This window comes from Xanthomarina gelatinilytica, assembly GCF_000348685.1.
GTDB classification, from domain to species: Bacteria; Bacteroidota; Bacteroidia; order Flavobacteriales; family Flavobacteriaceae; genus Xanthomarina; species Xanthomarina gelatinilytica.
The window spans coordinates 20,513-39,201 of the sequence record NZ_ANLA01000017.1 but is presented as its reverse complement, the minus strand read 5'-3'; the positions used below and the strand labels follow the sequence as shown (position 1 = coordinate 39,201).

At 34.7% G+C, this 18,689-nt stretch carries 15 protein-coding genes; 9 read left to right on the top strand and 6 right to left on the bottom strand.

Annotated features, from left to right (window positions below; genetic code table 11):
* Positions 1-2 precede the first annotated feature (2 nt).
* Positions 3-842, bottom strand: a complete 840-nt coding sequence (locus D778_RS11160) for a sugar phosphate nucleotidyltransferase (RefSeq protein WP_040492269.1) — start codon at positions 840-842, stop codon at positions 3-5.
* Between the two features lie 63 nt (positions 843-905).
* Positions 906-1,397 (bottom strand): hypothetical protein, encoded by a 492-nt coding sequence (locus tag D778_RS11155; RefSeq protein ID WP_007650705.1) that lies wholly within the window; start codon positions 1,395-1,397, stop codon positions 906-908.
* Positions 1,398-1,494: 97 nt separating this feature from the next.
* Between D778_RS11155 and D778_RS11150 the strand changes: the two genes are divergently transcribed.
* The 7 genes from D778_RS11150 to D778_RS11120 all read left to right on the top strand — a co-directional run bounded on the left by D778_RS11150 (position 1,495) and on the right by D778_RS11120 (position 11,033).
* On the top strand, positions 1,495-4,425 hold the full coding sequence (locus D778_RS11150) for an FAD-binding and (Fe-S)-binding domain-containing protein (protein ID WP_007650701.1): 2,931 nt from the start codon (positions 1,495-1,497) through the stop codon (positions 4,423-4,425).
* Positions 4,426-4,496: 71 nt separating this feature from the next.
* A complete protein-coding gene (gene aroC, locus D778_RS11145) occupies positions 4,497-5,558 on the top strand; it encodes a chorismate synthase (protein WP_007650700.1) in 1,062 nt (353 codons plus the stop codon).
* A 58-nt stretch (positions 5,559-5,616) separates the two neighbouring features.
* Positions 5,617-7,062: a dicarboxylate/amino acid:cation symporter gene (locus tag D778_RS11140; RefSeq protein ID WP_040492268.1), complete on the top strand. Its 1,446-nt coding sequence runs from the start codon at positions 5,617-5,619 to the stop codon at positions 7,060-7,062.
* Positions 7,063-7,123: 61 nt separating this feature from the next.
* Positions 7,124-8,161, top strand: a complete 1,038-nt coding sequence (gshB, locus tag D778_RS11135) for a glutathione synthase (RefSeq protein WP_007650697.1) — start codon at positions 7,124-7,126, stop codon at positions 8,159-8,161.
* Positions 8,162-8,202: 41 nt separating this feature from the next.
* Positions 8,203-9,039, top strand: a complete 837-nt coding sequence (locus tag D778_RS11130; RefSeq protein WP_040492266.1) for a sulfurtransferase — start codon at positions 8,203-8,205, stop codon at positions 9,037-9,039.
* A gap of 3 nt (positions 9,040-9,042) precedes the next feature.
* Positions 9,043-9,873 (top strand): N-formylglutamate amidohydrolase, encoded by an 831-nt coding sequence (locus D778_RS11125; RefSeq protein ID WP_007650693.1) that lies wholly within the window; start codon positions 9,043-9,045, stop codon positions 9,871-9,873.
* Positions 9,873-11,033 (top strand): flavohemoglobin expression-modulating QEGLA motif protein, encoded by a 1,161-nt coding sequence (locus tag D778_RS11120; RefSeq protein WP_007650689.1) that lies wholly within the window; start codon positions 9,873-9,875, stop codon positions 11,031-11,033. The genes D778_RS11125 and D778_RS11120 overlap by 1 nt, the downstream gene beginning before the upstream one ends.
* A 279-nt stretch (positions 11,034-11,312) precedes the next feature.
* Here the strand turns inward: D778_RS11120 and D778_RS11115 are convergent, their stop codons facing one another.
* The 3 genes from D778_RS11115 to D778_RS11105 form a co-directional block, all read right to left on the bottom strand.
* A complete protein-coding gene (locus tag D778_RS11115; protein ID WP_007650686.1) occupies positions 11,313-12,224 on the bottom strand; it encodes an EamA family transporter in 912 nt (303 codons plus the stop codon).
* 317 nt (positions 12,225-12,541) lie between these two features.
* Positions 12,542-12,961, bottom strand: a complete 420-nt coding sequence (locus tag D778_RS11110) for a thiol-disulfide oxidoreductase DCC family protein (RefSeq protein ID WP_007650684.1) — start codon at positions 12,959-12,961, stop codon at positions 12,542-12,544.
* Between the two features lies 1 nt (position 12,962).
* Positions 12,963-15,131, bottom strand: a complete 2,169-nt coding sequence (locus tag D778_RS11105; RefSeq protein WP_007650683.1) for an endonuclease MutS2 — start codon at positions 15,129-15,131, stop codon at positions 12,963-12,965.
* Positions 15,132-15,260: 129 nt separating this feature from the next.
* Between D778_RS11105 and D778_RS11100 the strand changes: the two genes are divergently transcribed.
* Positions 15,261-16,226 (top strand): alpha/beta fold hydrolase, encoded by a 966-nt coding sequence (locus D778_RS11100; RefSeq protein WP_040492264.1) that lies wholly within the window; start codon positions 15,261-15,263, stop codon positions 16,224-16,226.
* Positions 16,227-16,229: 3 nt separating this feature from the next.
* On the opposite strand, the gene D778_RS11095 is transcribed toward D778_RS11100, so the two are convergent.
* Complete coding sequence (locus tag D778_RS11095) at positions 16,230-17,723, bottom strand: YfcC family protein (protein ID WP_007650680.1); 1,494 nt, start codon at positions 17,721-17,723, stop codon at positions 16,230-16,232.
* Positions 17,724-17,791: 68 nt separating this feature from the next.
* On the opposite strand from D778_RS11095, the gene ung reads away from it, so the two are divergent.
* Positions 17,792-18,457, top strand: coding sequence for a uracil-DNA glycosylase (gene ung, locus D778_RS11090; protein ID WP_007650679.1), 666 nt, complete (start codon positions 17,792-17,794; stop codon positions 18,455-18,457).
* The last annotated feature ends 232 nt before the right edge of the window (positions 18,458-18,689 follow it).

Sequence of the window (18,689 nt, the reverse complement as noted above, 5' to 3'; positions counted from 1 at the left end):
GCTTACCACAATGTTTTAGGATATATTCCCAAGGAAATTAACTCCTGCAGTTGTTCCTTTACCTTAGCCTCATCTTCCTTGTATGTAACACCAAACCATTTGGCGCTTGTTTCAAGCATTTTAAAAACGCTATCGTATTCATTAATCATAAAATCAACGATTTGTGGAATAAAAAATTCAGCTGTTTGGGAGTTTTTGTGTTTTCTGAGGAATGTTGCAAACAAGGAGTCAGCAATGTTGAATACCTCTGGTGTAAATCCCCAAAAATTCATGGAAACTATCGTGTCCAATGGCATTGAAAGATTTTCTTTGCTAATATTGGTATGTTCCACAATATTCTTAAGATCCTGATTTTTGTTTAAAATACATACACCTCTAGAAACTGCCCCAAAATCCGATAAGGTATTTTTCAATGGATAGCCTATAAAGTAGTTCTGCTTGTTTGTGTCTGTGTATAACGCATCATGCATCAATTTAAAAGCATCTCTACCATAAAAATCGTCTGCATTTATTAGTGCAAAATTGTTGTGGACAAGCTTTTTTAAAGAAAGTAAGGCGTGACCTGTTCCCCAAGGTCTCTTTCTTTTTGGTAAACCTGAAGTGTCCTGAAGGGTTATATCCACTTTAATATGCTCTGGAAAAACATTTAAATAACGTGCTTTAAAAACAGATATTAGGTCTTCATTAACAATAAACACTATGTGATTGAATCCAGCCTGAAGCGCATCGTAAACGGAGAAGTCCAAAATGGCATAGTTGTTTACAACAGCATGGACTTGTTTCAAACCTCCAAACCTGGATCCCAATCCAGCTGCCATAATAGCCAATGTTTTTTGCCTCATATTACAAAACTATATAAAAAAACACCTAAAAAAGGTGTTTTGATATGTATTTAAAAAATGTATTTAAAATTGATAGCGTACTCCCAAACCTAAATCAAAATCCAAATCGTTGTTATCATATACATCATCTCCAAAACCAAGTTCTGGTCTTACATCCAATGAAAGCAACAATGGAAAATCGAAGTTGTATTCAATTCCAACGGTTCCAGATAAAATAACAAACCCATCTTTATGGTCGTTGCCATTGGGATGTTCAAATTTATAAGCAGCAAAACCAGCTCCTGGACCAGCATACCAATTAAAACCACCATCAATGTTCCAAACCCATTGGTACAAACCTATCAATTTTACGCCATCGTAATTTTTGCCATCTGTCCAACCAAAGTTAAACTCCAGTCGATTGGTTTCCATAATGGCACGTTGATAGGATATTGAAGCTCCAAAACCATCGCTATCGCCAAGTCTTAAACCAATGGCGTTTTTAGATATTTCTTGTGCGTTCATAAATGTTGTAAAGCCTAAAAAGGCACATGCTATTAATGCTATTTTTTTCATAATCTTTTCTAATTTGAAGTTCAAAATAAACAAATTTGTTTTACAAAAAGTCATAAACTAATCTTAAATTTATGGCTATCTTTTAAACTATAAATATTTGAAATTATTGCAAACAGATCGTCTTTTTAAAGAGTTGAAACAACAGCTGGAAGGCGATTTTCATTACGATGATTTAACAACATCCATCTATGCAACTGATGCTTCGGTATATAGAATGATACCTCAAGCCGTTGCCTTTCCAAAAACCACTCAGGATATTAAGGTTTTAATTGAATTTGCAAAAAATAACAAAACTTCTTTAATACCAAGAACGGCAGGCACCTCTTTGGCTGGGCAATGTGTAGGAACTGGTATAGTTGTTGATGTTTCCAAATATTTCACTAAGATTTTACAGCTAAACCAAACAGATAAAACAGTAACGGTTCAACCTGGTATTGTAAGGGATGAGCTTAACAACTATTTAAAGCCATTTGGTTTGTTTTTTGGACCCAACACTTCAACTTCCAACAGATGCATGATAGGAGGTATGGTTGGCAACAACTCTTCTGGAACTACCTCCATTCAATATGGTGTAACCAGAGATAAAGTGCTTGAAATGAAAACCGTTTTAAGTGATGGCTCCGAAGTTGTTTTTGGGGAATTGACCAAAGAAGAATTCCATCAAAAGCTCGCTATGAATTCTTTGGAAGGCAGCATTTATAAAACCATTTATAACGAATTGGTTCCCGAAACGGTACAGACCAACATATTGAGGGAATTCCCAAAACCTGAGATTCACAGAAGAAATACAGGTTATGCTATAGATGAACTGATTAACACCAATGTTTTTGTAGGGAAACCAGAAAATTTCAACATGTGCAAATTGCTTTCGGGCAGTGAAGGAACATTGGCGTTTACCACAGAAATAACCTTAAGGCTGGATGTGCTTCCACCAAAAGAAAACCTGCTTATTGCAGCACATTTCAAATCCATTCAAGATTGTTTAAACGCTGTTGTAACTGTAATGCAGCATGATTTACACACTTGTGAAATGATGGATAAAACCATTTTGGACCTTACCAAACACAACAAAACCCAACAGGAAAACAGACGCTTTATAGTGGTAGATCCTCAAGCAATTTTAATGTGTGAAATTAAAGCAGATTCTGTTCACGATGCTCAAGTCCAAGCCAATTCCCTAATTAATTCTATAGAACGTTTGGGTTTAAGTTATGCAAACCCCATACTTATAGCCGAAGAAATTGATAAAGCCATAGAATTAAGAAAAGCTGGATTGGGATTGTTGGGCAATATAATTGGTGACAAAAAAACTGCTGCTTGTATTGAGGATACTGCTGTGGCTTTAACCGATTTAGCGGATTACATTCATGAATTTACAGAGTTAATGGCCTCTTATAATCAAGAAGCTGTTTACTATGCACATGCGGGAGCAGGAGAGTTGCATTTAAGGCCCATTTTAAACTTAAAGAAAAAAGAAGACGTGGTATTGTTTCGAAAAATAACCACAGATGTAGCCCATTTAGTGAAGAAATACAAAGGATCCATGAGTGGCGAACATGGCGATGGTATTGTAAGGGCCGAATTTATTCCGTTAATGATTGGGGATGCTAATTATCAGATTCTGAAGCATATAAAAACAGCTTTCGATCCTAATAATATTTTTAATCCAGGAAAAATTGTTGATGCTTTTCCAATGGATAAAAACCTGCGTTATGTTCCAGATAGAAAAGAACCTGAAATTGAAACCTTCTTAGATTTTACAGAATCTTTGGGTATTCTTCGGGAAGCTGAGAAATGCAATGGTTCGGGAGATTGTAGAAAACTTCCTGAATTTGGAGGTACTATGTGTCCCAGTTATCGAGCAACCAGGAACGAAAAAGACACCACTAGAGCTAGAGCCAATGCGCTGAGGGAATTTTTAACAAACTCTGAAAAAAAGAACAAATTTAACCACCATGAACTAAAAGAGGTATTTGACTTATGTTTAAGTTGTAAAGCTTGTGCAAGTGAATGTCCAAGTAGTGTAGATGTTGCTAGTCTAAAAGCCGAGTTTCAATATCAATATCAGAAAGAGAATGGCATTTCACTACGAACAAAATTGTTTGCATACAATAATCAATTGAATAGGATAGGGAGTAAGTTTCCTAACTTCACAAATGTTATGTTTTCAAGTAAATTCACTGCTTCATTATTGAAAAAAAGCTTCGGAATAGCTCCTAAAAGAAAACTGCCTTTGATTTCAAATAAAAGTTTAAGTAAAATGCATCAAACTACTTTAAATCAGAATTTTAAAGAAAAACATATAAAAACTATCTATTTGTTTAATGATGAATTTACCAATTATTTGGACACACAAATTGGTTTAGATGCTTTAGTGCTTTTACAAGCTTTAAATTACAAAGTCATTATTTTAAATCATGAAGAATCTGGACGTGCCTTTTTATCCAAAGGCTTGCTAAAACAAGCTAAAGAAGTAGCCACTAAAAACATTAGCATATTTAAAGATAAAATCACAGCCATAACACCATTGGTAGGTATTGAACCTTCAGCTATATTAACATTTAAAGATGAATATTTAAAACTGGTAGATGATAAAGAATCAGCAAAAAGAATAGCTGAAAACACCTTTTTAATAGAAGAGTTTATTCAACAAGAAATTGTTTTAGGCAATATCAAACCTGAGAAATTTACCAAAGAAGCCAAAACCATAAAGTTTCATGGACATTGCCATCAAAAAGCATTGAGCAACCAGAAAGCCAGTTTTGACGTCCTGAATTTACCGGAAAACTATAAGGTAACCATTATTCCAAGTGGTTGCTGTGGTATGGCAGGAAGTTTTGGTTACGAAAAAGAACATTATAACGTGAGCATGAACATTGGCGAACAAACCTTATTTCCAGCCATAAGAAAAGCAGATCCACAAACATTGATTTCGGCAAATGGCACAAGTTGCAGACATCAAATAAGTGATGGTACCCAAAAGAAAGCCAAACATCCAATAACAATCCTTAAAGAAGCCCTCTTATAATTTTTGTTTCTGTAATATAAAATATATTTTAGCGTACTTGATACTTAAAACAAACAACGATACTTAAGAGAATGGCAGGAAACACCTTCGGGAACTTATTCAAACTAACCACATTTGGTGAATCTCATGGCGTCGCTATAGGAGGGATTATAGATGGTTGTCCTCCAGGATTGAAACTGGACTTTGAAGCCATTCAAAACGATTTAAATAGAAGAAAACCAGGACAATCCAGCATTGTTACCCAACGAAAAGAACCAGATTCCGTAGAGTTTTTATCAGGTGTTTTTGAAGGAATTACTACAGGAACTCCTATTGGTTTTACAATTAAAAATACGAATCAAAAATCCAAAGATTATTCGCATATAAAAGATGTGTATCGTCCAAGTCATGCCGATTATACTTACGAAAAAAAGTATGGTATTCGTGATTATCGAGGAGGAGGCAGAAGCTCTGCACGTGAAACAGCTTGTAGGGTTGTGGCAGGAGCCATAGCCAAACAACTTTTAAAAAAGGTGACTATACATGCCTATACCTCTTCTGTTGGCGATATTTTTCTTGAAAAACCATACCAGGATTTAGATTTTTCAAAAATAGAATCCAATGCTGTTCGTTGTCCAGACAAGGATACAGCAGAACGCATGATCTCAAAAATAAAAGACATTAAAAAACAAGGAGATACCATTGGAGGCACAGTTACTTGTGTGTTGCAGAATGTACCTGTTGGACTTGGAGAACCGGTTTTTGATAAACTCCACGCCGAATTAGGCAAAGCCATGCTTTCCATAAATGCCGTAAAAGGGTTTGAATATGGCAGTGGTTTTTGTGGCGCCAAAATGACTGGTAGTGAACACAACGATTTGTTTAATGCAGATGGCAGTACAAAAACCAATTTATCTGGAGGCATACAAGGAGGTATCAGCAATGGTATGGATGTTTATTTTAGAGTGGCTTTTAAACCTGTGGCTACCATAATTCAAAAACAAAATGCTTTGGATAGTTCAGGGAACATCGTAGAGATGCAAGGAAAAGGTCGTCACGATCCTTGTGTGGTGCCAAGAGCCATTCCCATTGTGGAGGCAATGGCTGCTTTGGTTCTTGCTGACTATTATTTGCTTAATAAAATTTATAACTAATTAAATATAACTAATGATTTCTTTCCTTTGGGAAGTTATACGAAGGACATATGGGCTTATGAAAAAACTAGCATTACATTGGAAAATTATAATTGGGATGGTACTTGGTATCATTTGGGCTTTACTTTCAAGCACCATGGGCTGGAGTGCTTTTACCATTAATTGGATTGATCCCTTTGGCACCATTTTTATTAACCTATTGAAGTTAATAGCAGTTCCCTTAGTTTTGTTTTCCATTATTAGTGGTGTTGCCAATATAGGAGACCCATCCAGTTTGGGAAGAATGGGAGGAAAGACCTTGGGAATTTATTTGCTTACAACCATTATGGCCATTTCTTTGGGTTTGTTGTTGGTAAACACCTTTAAACCTGGAAAATTAATCGATGAACAAAGCAGGATAGACAATAGGATCAGTTATGAAATATGGGCAGATTCTCAAGGTTATGAGATAAAGGATGGCATCAACTATCTTCAAGACCCAGAGTTTTTTGAACGTGCTCAGGAAATTTCAGAATTATCCAAAAGTGAATTAAAAGAAGCTGCCGTTTCAGACAAAGTGGAAACAGCCAAAAGCCGAAAAGAAACCACTCCTTTACAACCTTTGGTGGACATAGTACCAAGTAATTTTTTCTATTCTTTATCCAATAATGGTTTGATGCTTCAAATTATCTTTTTTGCCATCTTTTTTGGTGTTTGCTTGCTATTTATACCTACAGATAAGTCACAGCCTGTTTTGAATTTGGTCGATGGGATAAACGAAGTCTTTTTAAAAATGGTGGATGTAGTCATGCAAGCTGCTCCATTTTTTGTATTTGCTTTATTGGCAGGTGTTGTTAGTAAAATGGCTGGAAACGATATAGGCAAAGTGGTCGAGATTTTTAAAGGGCTCAGTTGGTATTCTTTAACGGTATTGCTTGGATTGTTATTAATGATTTTTGTGATTTATCCTATAATCCTAAAAACCTTTGTAAAAAAGATTCCCTATACAGGTTTTTTTAAAGGGATGAGTCCAGCGCAAACCTTAGCTTTTTCTACTTCCAGTAGTGCTGCCACACTTCCTGTTACCATGGAATGCGTAGAGCAAAATTTAGGCGTAAATAAAAAAATAAGCAGTTTTGTGTTGCCTATTGGAGCAACGGTAAATATGGATGGAACCAGTATGTATCAGGCAATAGCTGTTATTTTCTTGGCACAAATGCACATGATAGATTTAACCCTTGCACAACAAGTTACTGTGGTATTAACCGCTACTTTGGCTTCAATTGGTTCTGCAGCAGTGCCAAGTGCTGGTTTGGTAATGCTTATTATTGTATTGGATTCGGTTGGTTTAAATCCAGCTTGGATAGCCATAATTTTTCCGGTAGATAGAATTTTGGACATGTTCAGAACTGTTGTAAATGTAACTGGTGATGCAACTGTATGCTCTATTATTGCTGATGGGGAAAACATGCTGGACTATAAAGAACATGAAAACCCAACAGAAACTTTTGATTTAGATTCATAATCTGTTTTAATTGTTGTGCTTTTATCATTAACTTTAAAAAACCAACCCATTAAATAGAATTATGAATATTTGCTTTTTAATGTATCCTTGGGATACCATAGATCCGGAAAACGACACAAGTTTGGCTTTGATTAAAGAATGTGTTAAAAGAAATCATGGTGTGGCTATTTGTACACCAGCAAACCTTACCATAAGGAACAGTGTTACTAATGCCTTTTGTACCGTTATTGGACGTATGGAAAAAGTACCCGCTTCTTTAAAAGCGTTTTATAAAAAAGCCACAACAAGAGAAGAGATGTTGCCTTTGGCTGGTTTCGATACGATTTTTTTTAGAGCCAACCCTCCGTTAGACCCAATCATGCTCAATTTTTTGGATTCTGTTAAAGATGATGTTTTTATTATCAATTCTATAGAAGGGATGCGAGAAGCCAACAACAAACTTTACACAGCTGCTTTTGGTGATGCACATAGTAACATTATCCCAAATACGCATGTGTCTAAAAACAAAAACTACCTAATACGTCAAATAAAAGAATCCAAATCCGATAAAATGATTATCAAGCCCTTGAACGGTTTTGGTGGCTCTGGTGTTATACTTATTGAAAAATCGGCTATGAGCAATATCAACTCCTTATTGGATTTTTACATAAACAGTGCAGATGGCACATCCAATTATGTGATTCTTCAAGATTATATAGAAGGAGCAGAGCAAGGTGATGTTAGGATTTTAATGCTTAATGGCGAACCAATTGGCGCCATGAAACGTGTTCCTGGTTCAGAGGACCATCGTTCCAATGTCTCTGCTGGTGGTTCTGTACAAAAACACAGCCTCACAAAAGCCGAAAAAGCACTTTGCAAGCAAATAGGCCCTAAATTGGTTAAAGATGGGCTTTATTTTGTTGGTATAGATGTTATTGGAGGTAAATTGGTAGAGGTCAATGTGATGTCTCCTGGAGGTATTACCTACATTAATAAAGTGTATAAAAACAAATATAAGGTTGAAGAGAAAGTTATCGATTTTCTAGAAAGTAAAGTGCTTGACAACGTAGAAGCTTTTAACAGACGCTCACGTTTAAGAAAGAAAGTTGAAGACGCTTAAAGCAGTTGGTAAAATCCAGTTTCAGTTTAATAGATGACCCAATGAACTCCAAATTAAAAATAACATCACCAATTGTTTCTGTGGAATGGCTTAAAACCCATTTAAAACATCCTAATCTTGTAATCCTTAACGCAACCATTCCAAAAGTAACAGGTAATGACATAAATACGATCAATACGCAAATTCCATCAACCCGATTTTTCGATTTAAAAAATAAATTCAGTGAGGTATCTGCGCCATTTCCCACTACTTTTCCTTCTGAAAAACAATTTACAAACGAAGCTCAAGCCTTAGGGATAAACAAACAGAGTGGCATTGTGGTTTATGATGAAAAAGGCATTTATTCCAGTGCTAGGGTTTGGTGGTTGTTTAAAGCTTTTGGTTTTAACAATGTGGCTGTTCTGGATGGCGGTTTTCCTGCTTGGGAAAAAGCAGGTTTTCAAACGGAACCCAAACAAGACCATAAAAATGAATTTGGGAATTTTGAAGCAAAACTCCAACCAAAATATTTGGTCTTTTTTAAAGATTTAAAAAACGCAGCTCAAGACAATAAATACCTGATTATTGATGCGCGTTCCGAAAACAGGTTTAAAGGTTTGGAAGCAGAACCACGAGAAGGTCTGCGTAGAGGCACTATTCCCAATTCGGTTAATTTACCTTTTGAAAATTTATTGGACAATAAGGGGTTTTTAAAACCAGAAGACGCGATAAAACAGCTGTTTCAACCACTAGCAGACACAAATAGAGACCTCATTTTTTCTTGTGGTTCTGGAATTACAGCCTGTGTTTTAGCTTTAGGAGCAGAAATAGCAGGATACAAAAATCTATCGGTTTACGATGGTTCCTGGACCGAATGGGGAAGTTTAACAAACGGTTGATATATGCAAAGGCTTTCGGTTGAACAGATTATTTTAAACATTGAGAACGAAGAAGCATTTCATGCTGTTTGCAAAGATTATTCCTTTAGCTTAAAAATTGAAGCTTATGTGCCTTATGTCTGTGCAGCCATTCACGATGGACATCAATTTAGAAAAGAATTATGGGATAACTGCTTGCACTCTGAATACGATAGGTGGTATGAGGAAGACCCTGAAACCAAGAATATGATTGCTTCCCATCCCATTGTTCTTGCTGGTTGCGATTCCAGGTTTGAATACGATTTAAACAGACCTCCAGAAGAAGCAGTTTTTGAAACAGCTTGGGGAAAACAACTTTGGAGACAGCCCTTACCTGACCATTTAAAACAAAAAAGCTTACTGAAACATCTAGCGTTTTATAAAGTGGTTTATGCGTTAACAAACAAACTGGAAAAAAAATTCGGTGTTTGTGTGGTTTACGACATGCACAGTTATAATTGGCAACGTTGGGATAGGGAAGTGCCAACCTGGAATTTGGGAACCAGTAATATAGACAACAACAGGTTTAAGGCTTCCATTGAGGCTTGGAGACAAAGTTTGTCTGAGATTAAGTTTCCTGATCAAATTGCATCAACTTCAAAGATCAACGACACATTTCAAGGCAATGGCTATTTTTTAAAATTCATTACAAATAATTTCCCGAACACTTTAGTTTTGGCAACAGAAATCGCAAAAATATATTGCGATGAATATCAACAAATTATATTTCCCGAAGTAGTCACTACAGTTTCGGATGCGCTTAAAAACAGGCTTCCAAAACATGCTTCGGAATTTTACAACATGTATTCTAGATAATGATTTCAGAAAAACTAATAGAAAAACACCAGAGTTTATTTGATATTGATGCCAATTTAAACCGATTGGTTAAAAAAATTGAACTTCTAAACTATATCAATCCATTGAATATTGAAAGTGAGAAAAAGCAGTTTTATGCTTCAAAATTTAATTATGAACCACAGTTCAAGTATCCAAAAATAAAATTCAATGGGTTTAAATTGCATCGTTTGTTTTATTCCCAAAGATTGGAGCGTATTCAAGAGGAACATATCAGACTGTTGTATGAAGATATTATTTACGAATATTCTGGGTTGATAGAGTGCATAGAAACCATTAACCAAGGTCGTAAATTTTATTTCAATAGCTTAAAAAGTTTTGGGACACCAACTGAAAAGGATTTAGATAATGCCAAATTTATTTTAAGGTTTGAAGATGCTGATTTTTCTCAAGACATGCAGCCCTTATACACAGCACAGGAAGCTGTTGCATATTTTGAAGCATTCTCCAAGCGTTACGATTTTAAGTTCCACATTAAGTTATCCACTAATATTTCGGCTGCAGCAATGGTTCAAAACAATGCACAAACCTTACTTTTGAGAAAGAACCATAAATTCAGTAAAAACCAGCTTCAAGTATTGGCAAACCATGAAATAGGAGTACATATGGTAACCACCTTTAATGCTGTAAACCAGCCATTACAGATTTTTTCCAATGGATTTCCCAATAATGTGGAAACCCAAGAAGGCCTTGCAGTATATTCCGAATACATGTCTGGTTGTTTAACCTTAAACAGGTTAAAGGAATTGTCTTATCGTGTGATAGCTGTGGATAGTTTGATAAAAGGCTATAGCTTTTCGGACACTTTCGACTTGTTGTACAATCAATACAAGCTTGAAAAGGACAAAGCTTTTGCCATAAACCTTCGTGTGCATAGAGGTGGAGGATTTACCAAAGACCATCTGTACTTATCTGGTTTGCAAAAAGTGTATCAATATGCCAAGCAGGACAATGATTTGGATGTTATTCTTACTGGGAAATCTTCTTTGGAATATAAGGATGCCATCTATAAATTGCAGGACATGGGTCTTGCAAATACTTCAAAATATTATACAGATGCGTATTTGTTGAAAGATGCTTTCAATAAAGATTTAGACTTTATCTTAAATAGTTTAAAGTAAGCCTTTTAAAAAAAATCCTTTTTTAAGCTTAATTATCAAACACTTATGTATTTTATGGATGATTTTTGCATGTTTTTAAAATAAAACAATTATTTCTATCCGTTCGTCGAGTTTATCATGAAGCTTTTTAAAAATCTTGGTATGTTTACAGTGTCAAAATAAATGTGTTAATATATATTTATATACATATTCATAGTTTTATTTTAATTTTTTGGTTAGTTGTTAAGTTTACAAAAAAGGTGTTGAACATACTTCAAGACCTTTTTTTATGGATTGTCATTATTGAATATGTGTCGCTCTACGCCTGTGAATACGATGCTTTAGAGCAGGAATATTGAATATGATGATGGATACTATAATTAACAGGTAACTAAGGCCTTGAAGCAGTGTCAATTCTTCCTTAAAATAGAAAATAGCCAGAAAAAAGTTAATGATTGGGTTTAAATAAATAAACACTCCCACTATGGAAGAGGGTAGCCCTTTTAAAGCGTAGATGTTTAAAAACATTGGGATGATTGTAAAAACCACTGCAATTAAACCTATCATTTTATAAAAGAATGGTGTTTTAACGGTTTGGAAATCGTATGTCATAAAAAAAGGGAACAATAAAATTACAGCAAAAAATATTTGGGCAGTAAGCACCAAAAACCGATCCATTTCCTGGTTTTTTCGTTGCAAGATTAAATATAGAGCATAAGAAAATGCAATAACCATACTGTAAAATAAGTCCATGAAATTTCCCAAGGAAAGCAACAAACAAGCAATTAAACTTAATATCACCGAAAACCATTGTAATTTAAAAAGCTTTTCCTTTAAAATAACATACGCCAAAACCATGGTTAGGATGGGACAAATTAAATAGGCCAAAGAAGTAGCGCTTACACTTACATTGTTCATCACGTAAATAAAAATATACCAATTTAAAGCCAAAAAGAAACCACTAAGAATGTTTATACCTATAATTCGATACTGTGTTTTTTTTTCAAACGAGAAAAATAATTCCTTACTTTTTTTTAAAGTTTTAGGCCTTAAAAATAATGTGATAACCATCATGATGGCAGCAGACAATAGAGAACGATAACTTAAAATATCGAAAGCTGTAAAATCATCTAGGGATTTTAACACAACACTGAAAAAGCCCCAAATGGTAAAGGCAGAAATAACCGAAATGTAGTATTTGGCAGTAGGCATCTTAACGCATTTAAATAATTTGCAAATGTATCGTAATATTTAAATTTGCTGTTGTTAAAATATGTTATATTATAGAGCTGCTCTAAAAAAATATTGACTGTTTTTAGTTAATAAATTAAACTTTAAATTTTTTTCTCATGTAAGTATTATGACTCTTTTTGGTGTATTCCTGTGTAATTTTTGTCACATCTTGTGGATCTTCAATTAGAGACATAACTACCGCAACCAATTCCGTTCATATGATAACTGGTCTTCGCTATTGCTGGTTATTTAACACTTATAATTATAGAGAGTTTAATTGAATTATAAATTTTGAACTAATTTAAAAATCTAGCTTTTAAATTTTCTGTAGGAATCATACATTCGTTTTGTTTGCCAAACCATTTGTAACGGTTTTTGGCTACATAATCGTAAACCCAATTTCTAATTATGGGAGGAATGACCAAAAAGACTTGCAATAAGTTTCTGGGAAAGCCTAATTTTCCGGCTATTTTAAGAGCTGCTGTAGATTTGTAAACAATTCCTTTTCCTTCTGTATATAATAGTATGGAATCTGTTTTGGCAGTGTCTATTTGATATTTTTCAATAATAAGTTGTCCTGTTTCACCTTGTAAAGGTGCAAACATAAATACATTGTTTTTATCGTGTTTTATAACGTATTGCACACTGGCATTGCAAAGGTTGCAAACACCATCAAAAAGAATAAGTTGTTTATTTTTTTGCAAATTTTGTATCATGCTACTTTATGGCTTCTACCAGTTCCAACTGTTCCAAACTTACTTTGGTTGTAAACATGCCATAATTAACTATGGCTTTATTTTTTTCTATACTGTCTATGCTACCAACAGCGCGACCATCTTCCAGTCTTACACGATCTCCTACTTTTAAAGTTGGTTTGGGTGTAGGTGGTTTTAAAGCTTCTTTTTTCTTGGCTGCCTTTTTCTTTTTTCGAATAACTTCAACCGATTTCTCTACTTCTTGCTTTACTTGTTTTTCCTTGGCTTTTTCTGCTTTTTTCTGCTTTACAGAAACCTTTTTTCGCTTGGAATTTTCAATTTGAACGATTTTGAACAACTCATTCATCAAATCCCGCTTTTGTTTGTTGTTAAAATACTTTTCCGATAGATCGTCTATTTTTTGTCCTAAATATATTAAACGTTGATTGCTATCATACAATTCTTGATAACTTTCCAGTTTTTTTTGGATTTTGGCATTGATTTCTTCCAATTTTTCGGCTTCACTTTGCTTTTTTCGCTCATTGACTTTTAAGGATTGTTCTGTTTTTTCTAATTTGGAACGCTCCTTTTGTAGTTTAGCTATGGTTCTATCAAATCGTACTTTGCCTTTTTCTATTTTCTTTTTGGCCCTGTTTATCAAACCGTAGGGAATCCCATTTTTTTGAGCCACTTCAAAAGTAAAACTACTTCCTGCCTGTCCCAAGGCCAATTTATAAATGGGTTCCAGGGTTTTTTCATCAAACATCATATTGGCATTTTGCATATAGGGCAACTCGTTGGCTAAAATTTTAAGGTTGGAGTAGTGGGTTGTAATAATCCCAAAGGCTTCACGATGATAAAATTCTTCAAGAAACGTCTCTGCTAAAGCACCTCCCAACTCAGGGTCAGAACCTGTTCCAAATTCATCAATTAAAAACAAAGTGTTTTTATTGCATTTCTTCAGGAAATAGTTCATCTGTTTTAAGCGATAGCTATAGGTGCTTAAATGGTTTTCTATAGATTGATTATCGCCAATATCTGTAATAATCCTATCGAATAAATACACGCTACTACGTTCGTGAACCGGAATTAACATACCACTTTGAAGCATTAATTGCAGTAAACCAACCGTTTTAAGCGTGATGCTTTTTCCTCCAGCATTGGGCCCGGAAATCACAATGATTCTATTTTCCTGGTTTAGCTCAATACTTTGAGGATAGGTTTTGGCTTTCTTTTTTAAATTACTAAGGTATAATAAGGGATGATAGGCATCACGTAAAAACAATTTTCGGTTGGTGTTGATTTCTGGTAAAACAGCGTTCAAGGATTTGGCATATTTGGCTTTGGCAGAAATCACATCCATTTCGGTTAAAAACTCTTGATATTGTTTCAAAAGTGGCAAAAACGGCCGAATAAAGTTTGTTAAGGACTTTAAAACCCTAATAACTTCTTCGTGTTCTTCATATTCCAAATTGTTTAATTCCCTGGTGTGCTGTAAGGTGGTTTCAGGTTCTATATACACAATGCTACCTGTTTTACTTCCTCCCATAATGGCACCTTTTACCTTGCGTCTGTACATGGCTTTAACGGCAAGCACACGTTTGTTGTCCACAACCGATTCCCTGATGTCATCCAAATAATCGAGCTGATGGTAGCTGTTTAACGCTGTGGTGAAACTCTGATTGATTTTACCTTTAATTTTGTTGATCTCCTGTCTTAATTCTGAAAGGAGAGGTGATGCCGTATCCTTTACATCTCCAAATCTATCAATAATAAGGTCTATTTGATCAATAAGAACTTTGGTGACTTCAATATTTGAAGCAAATTCATTTAATTTTGGATAATATTCCTCAAACTTTTTTAAAAACCTGATGATCTCGTTTGAGGTCAAGGAAATAGCCACAATTTTCTTCAAGCTATGAGCTTCCAAATAAGTGTTTTCAATGTTTAGCAGCTTTAGTTCTTTGGCTATGGTTTCAAAACCATGATTGGGAATTCGGTTGTCGTTGTAAAATGAAGCTAAAAATTCATTCGTTAGCGTTAAACTGTTTAAAACGGCTTCCTTACTTTTAAATGGTTCAATTTTTAAAGTTTGTTCATGACCCAAAGCTGTAATGCACAATTCGCTTATTTGTTGCAAAACAGTTGAAAATTCTAGGTCTTGAAGGGTTTTATTATGAATGTGTATCATGTTTTTTTGCTTCTAAAAGCAACTTTTTTTAAAACATGCTAATTTACACAATATGTTTTAAAACTAACAGGAAGCTTATTATTTGATACCATTTATATTGATTAATTTTGAAAGACTAACATATTATATATGAAATATAGAATTTTTTTTAGCTTGGTGTTCATATTTGCAATGATGGTAAGTTGCAAAAAAGACTATTTAAAATACACTAAAAAGCCTGAATATATCACGTCACCTTCCCAAGAAAACAAGCCTTATTTTGATGCTTATGATGCCACATTAAAAATATGGAAGGTGCCTTATGAGGAATTATACATACCTACAACCTATGGTACCGCACATGTGGTTGTGAGTGGTCCGGAATCTGGTGAACCTTTGGTTTTATTGCATGGAATGAATGCCAGTTCTACCATGTGGTATCCTAATATAGAAGCCTTAAGCCAGGAATATCGTGTGTTTGCCATCGATTTTATTTTGGAACCAGGAAAATCCTATAAAACCAATGACATAGAAAATGTAACGCAAATTGCAGCTTGGTATCAAGAAATCCTAAACAAGCTTAAATTGGAGAGCTATCATATTATTGGAGCTTCCAGAGGTGGTTGGTTAGCCGTAAATTTAGCCTTAAACCATCAAGACAGAATAAAAAGCATGACTTTGTTGAGTCCTGCCCAAACCTTTATTTGGATAAGACCAAGTGCCGATTTGCTTAAAAATATCATTTATGCCTTATCATCAAAAGAAAAGCAAATGGAACAAAACTTAAAGTCCATGTCCAGCAATGTGGACAACATCAATAAAACCTATTTGGAACAATATTACATTGGTGTGGAAAAAGACTCCATCAATAAGTTTGTTATGGACATGCAACCATTCTCAAAAAAAGATTTTGAATCCTTAAAAATGCCAGTTTTGGTATTAATAGGAGATGATGACATGATAAATAACGATAAAACACTGGTTATGGCCAGAAAATTAATCCCTTATGGACAAGGAGATAAAATTGAAAATGCAGGACATTTTTTATCTGTAGATCAGCCAGAGGTGGTCAACACTAAAATTTTGGAGTTTTTAAACAGTGTTACAAATCAATAGGTCTTAAAGATACACTTGTATGGTTAAAGCTATCATGGTGAAAATTGTTAGGATAACAACCAACGGGATCACAAATTTCAGCCATTTGTTGTATCCTACTTTTACAATGGCTAAAGATGCTAAAATTAAACCTGTTGGGTTAATAAAAGCAAATAATCCCATTCCATATTGATAACAATTCACAATAATTTCCCTGCCAAAACCTACTGTATCGGCTAGTGGCGACATAATAGGCATGGTCAATACAGCCATTCCGGAAGAACTAGGGATAAAAAATGATAACCCTCCATAAATAAAAAGCATAACGTTGGCAAAAAGACCTTTGTTCATCCCTTCGGTTAGGTTGCTGGAATGAAACAAAAGAGTATCGCTAATAAAACCGTCTTCCATCAACACCGAAACACCTCTTGCAATTCCAATAATAATGGCAACTCCCAATAAATCTCCAGCGCCTTTAACAAAGGTTTCCACAAAATTGGCTTCTTGAATTTTAGCAATAATACCTATAAGAATGGCTCCAACAAAAAAGACCGTTGTCATTTCCAAAAACCACCATTCCAGTTGAGAAACCCCATATATCATTACCACAAAACACATGGCAAACACAAATAGGATGAGACGTAATCGAGTGGTCAATACAACAGTAGCATTGGAAGTGGTTCCAAACATAGCCTCAATTTGTTCTTTTTGGCTATAGATAATGGATTTTGAAGGATCTTTTTTAACTCTATTGGCATATCGTAAAATATAAATAATACAGATAAGGGTTCCCAGAATAAGCATTATCAATCTTCCCGAGAATCCTGTGGTCCAGTTAATGCCAGCAGCATCAGAAGCAATGATGACACTAAATGGGTTTACGGTTGAACACATGGTACCAATGGAGGAACCTATATAAATAGCTGCCAACGGTACAATGGCGTCATATTTTGCTGCCAGGAACATGGGGATTAAAATAGGGTAGAAGGCTATGGTTTCTTCTGCCAGGCCAAAAGTAGTACCTCCTAATGCAACCAAGATGGTTACCAAAATAATAAGGACATACTCATGACCTTTTAACGTTTTCGCCAACCATGAAATACCTGCATCAAAAGCTCCTGTAAGATTCATGATTCCAATTAAACCTCCTATAATCAATACAAGAAAAATAATATCAGCAGCTTCTATAATTCCTTTGATTGGCGATTTAAAAAACGCGAGAAGCCCTTGAGGCCTTGGCTCCACTTCCTGATAGGTATTGGGAATGGAAATAGGTTTCCATATGTCTCCATTGGTAAATTTTTCCAAAGGAATTTTCACCTGTAATGTTTCCAAGGTTTCTTGAGTAGCCTCCAAGGTGGTGGAACCTTCCATACTGCTTCTAGTAAAGGTATTGGTGTCTTTGTTGTAAGAAAGTGAATCGTATTTTCCAGCAGGAATAACCCAAGTTAAAAGGGCTACAATAGCTGCTATTAACAATAAAATGGTTTGTGCTGTTGGGAATTTTATATTTTTCAAGTGTTTATTATTTTAATTAGAATATAGATAGTATTATTTTAGTTGAAACTTAAAAGCGAAGATATAAAATGACAATTAATGTAGACCCAAGTTGGTTGCCTTTTTTAAAGGAAGAATTTGAAAAACCTTATTTTCAGGACTTATCCAATTTCATTTCCAAAGAATATGAAAACAACACATGTTTTCCTCCAGCTACAGACATCTTTAATGCGTTTTCACATACTTCCTTTAAAAATTTAAAAGTGGTGATTATAGGTCAAGACCCTTATCATGGAAATGGACAAGCACATGGATTGTGTTTTTCGGTGAATGAAGATGTGGCACATCCTCCTTCTTTAATAAATATTTTTAAAGAACTGGAACAGGATTTAGGCATTCCTTATCCCAAAAGTGGTAATCTAAACAAATGGGCAGACCAAGGTGTGTTTTTATTAAACGCCACACTAACCGTTAGGGAAGGAGAGGCAGGAAGTCACCAAAAAAAAGGTTGGGAACAGTTTACAGATGCTGTAATTAAAATAATTAATGAACATAAAGAGCAAGTAGTCTTTTTACTTTGGGGAGGATATGCGAAAAAGAAGGCAAAATTAATAGACAAACACAAACATTTTATCTTGGAAACAGGACATCCTTCTCCATTAAGTGCCAATAGAGGCTTTTGGTTTGGAAATAAACATTTTAGTAAAACTAACTACCTGTTGGAGCAAGTTGGCTTACAGCCTGTTGCGTGGTAGTCTCAGGTTTAATAATGATGGTTGTCTGTTTTTGTACAGTATCAGTACGTCGCGTGGTTTTGTTACAACTAAAAAACAGCAATAAAAAATTTACGGCAACTAAAAAAGAAAGGATTAAAGTAATTGTTAATAGCATAAGCAATTGTTTTTTTTAAACTCCTGTACCGACAAATATAAGAGATTCATTGTTAAAAATTAAATATTTTTTAACATTTTCTGAAAAAAGCCATTT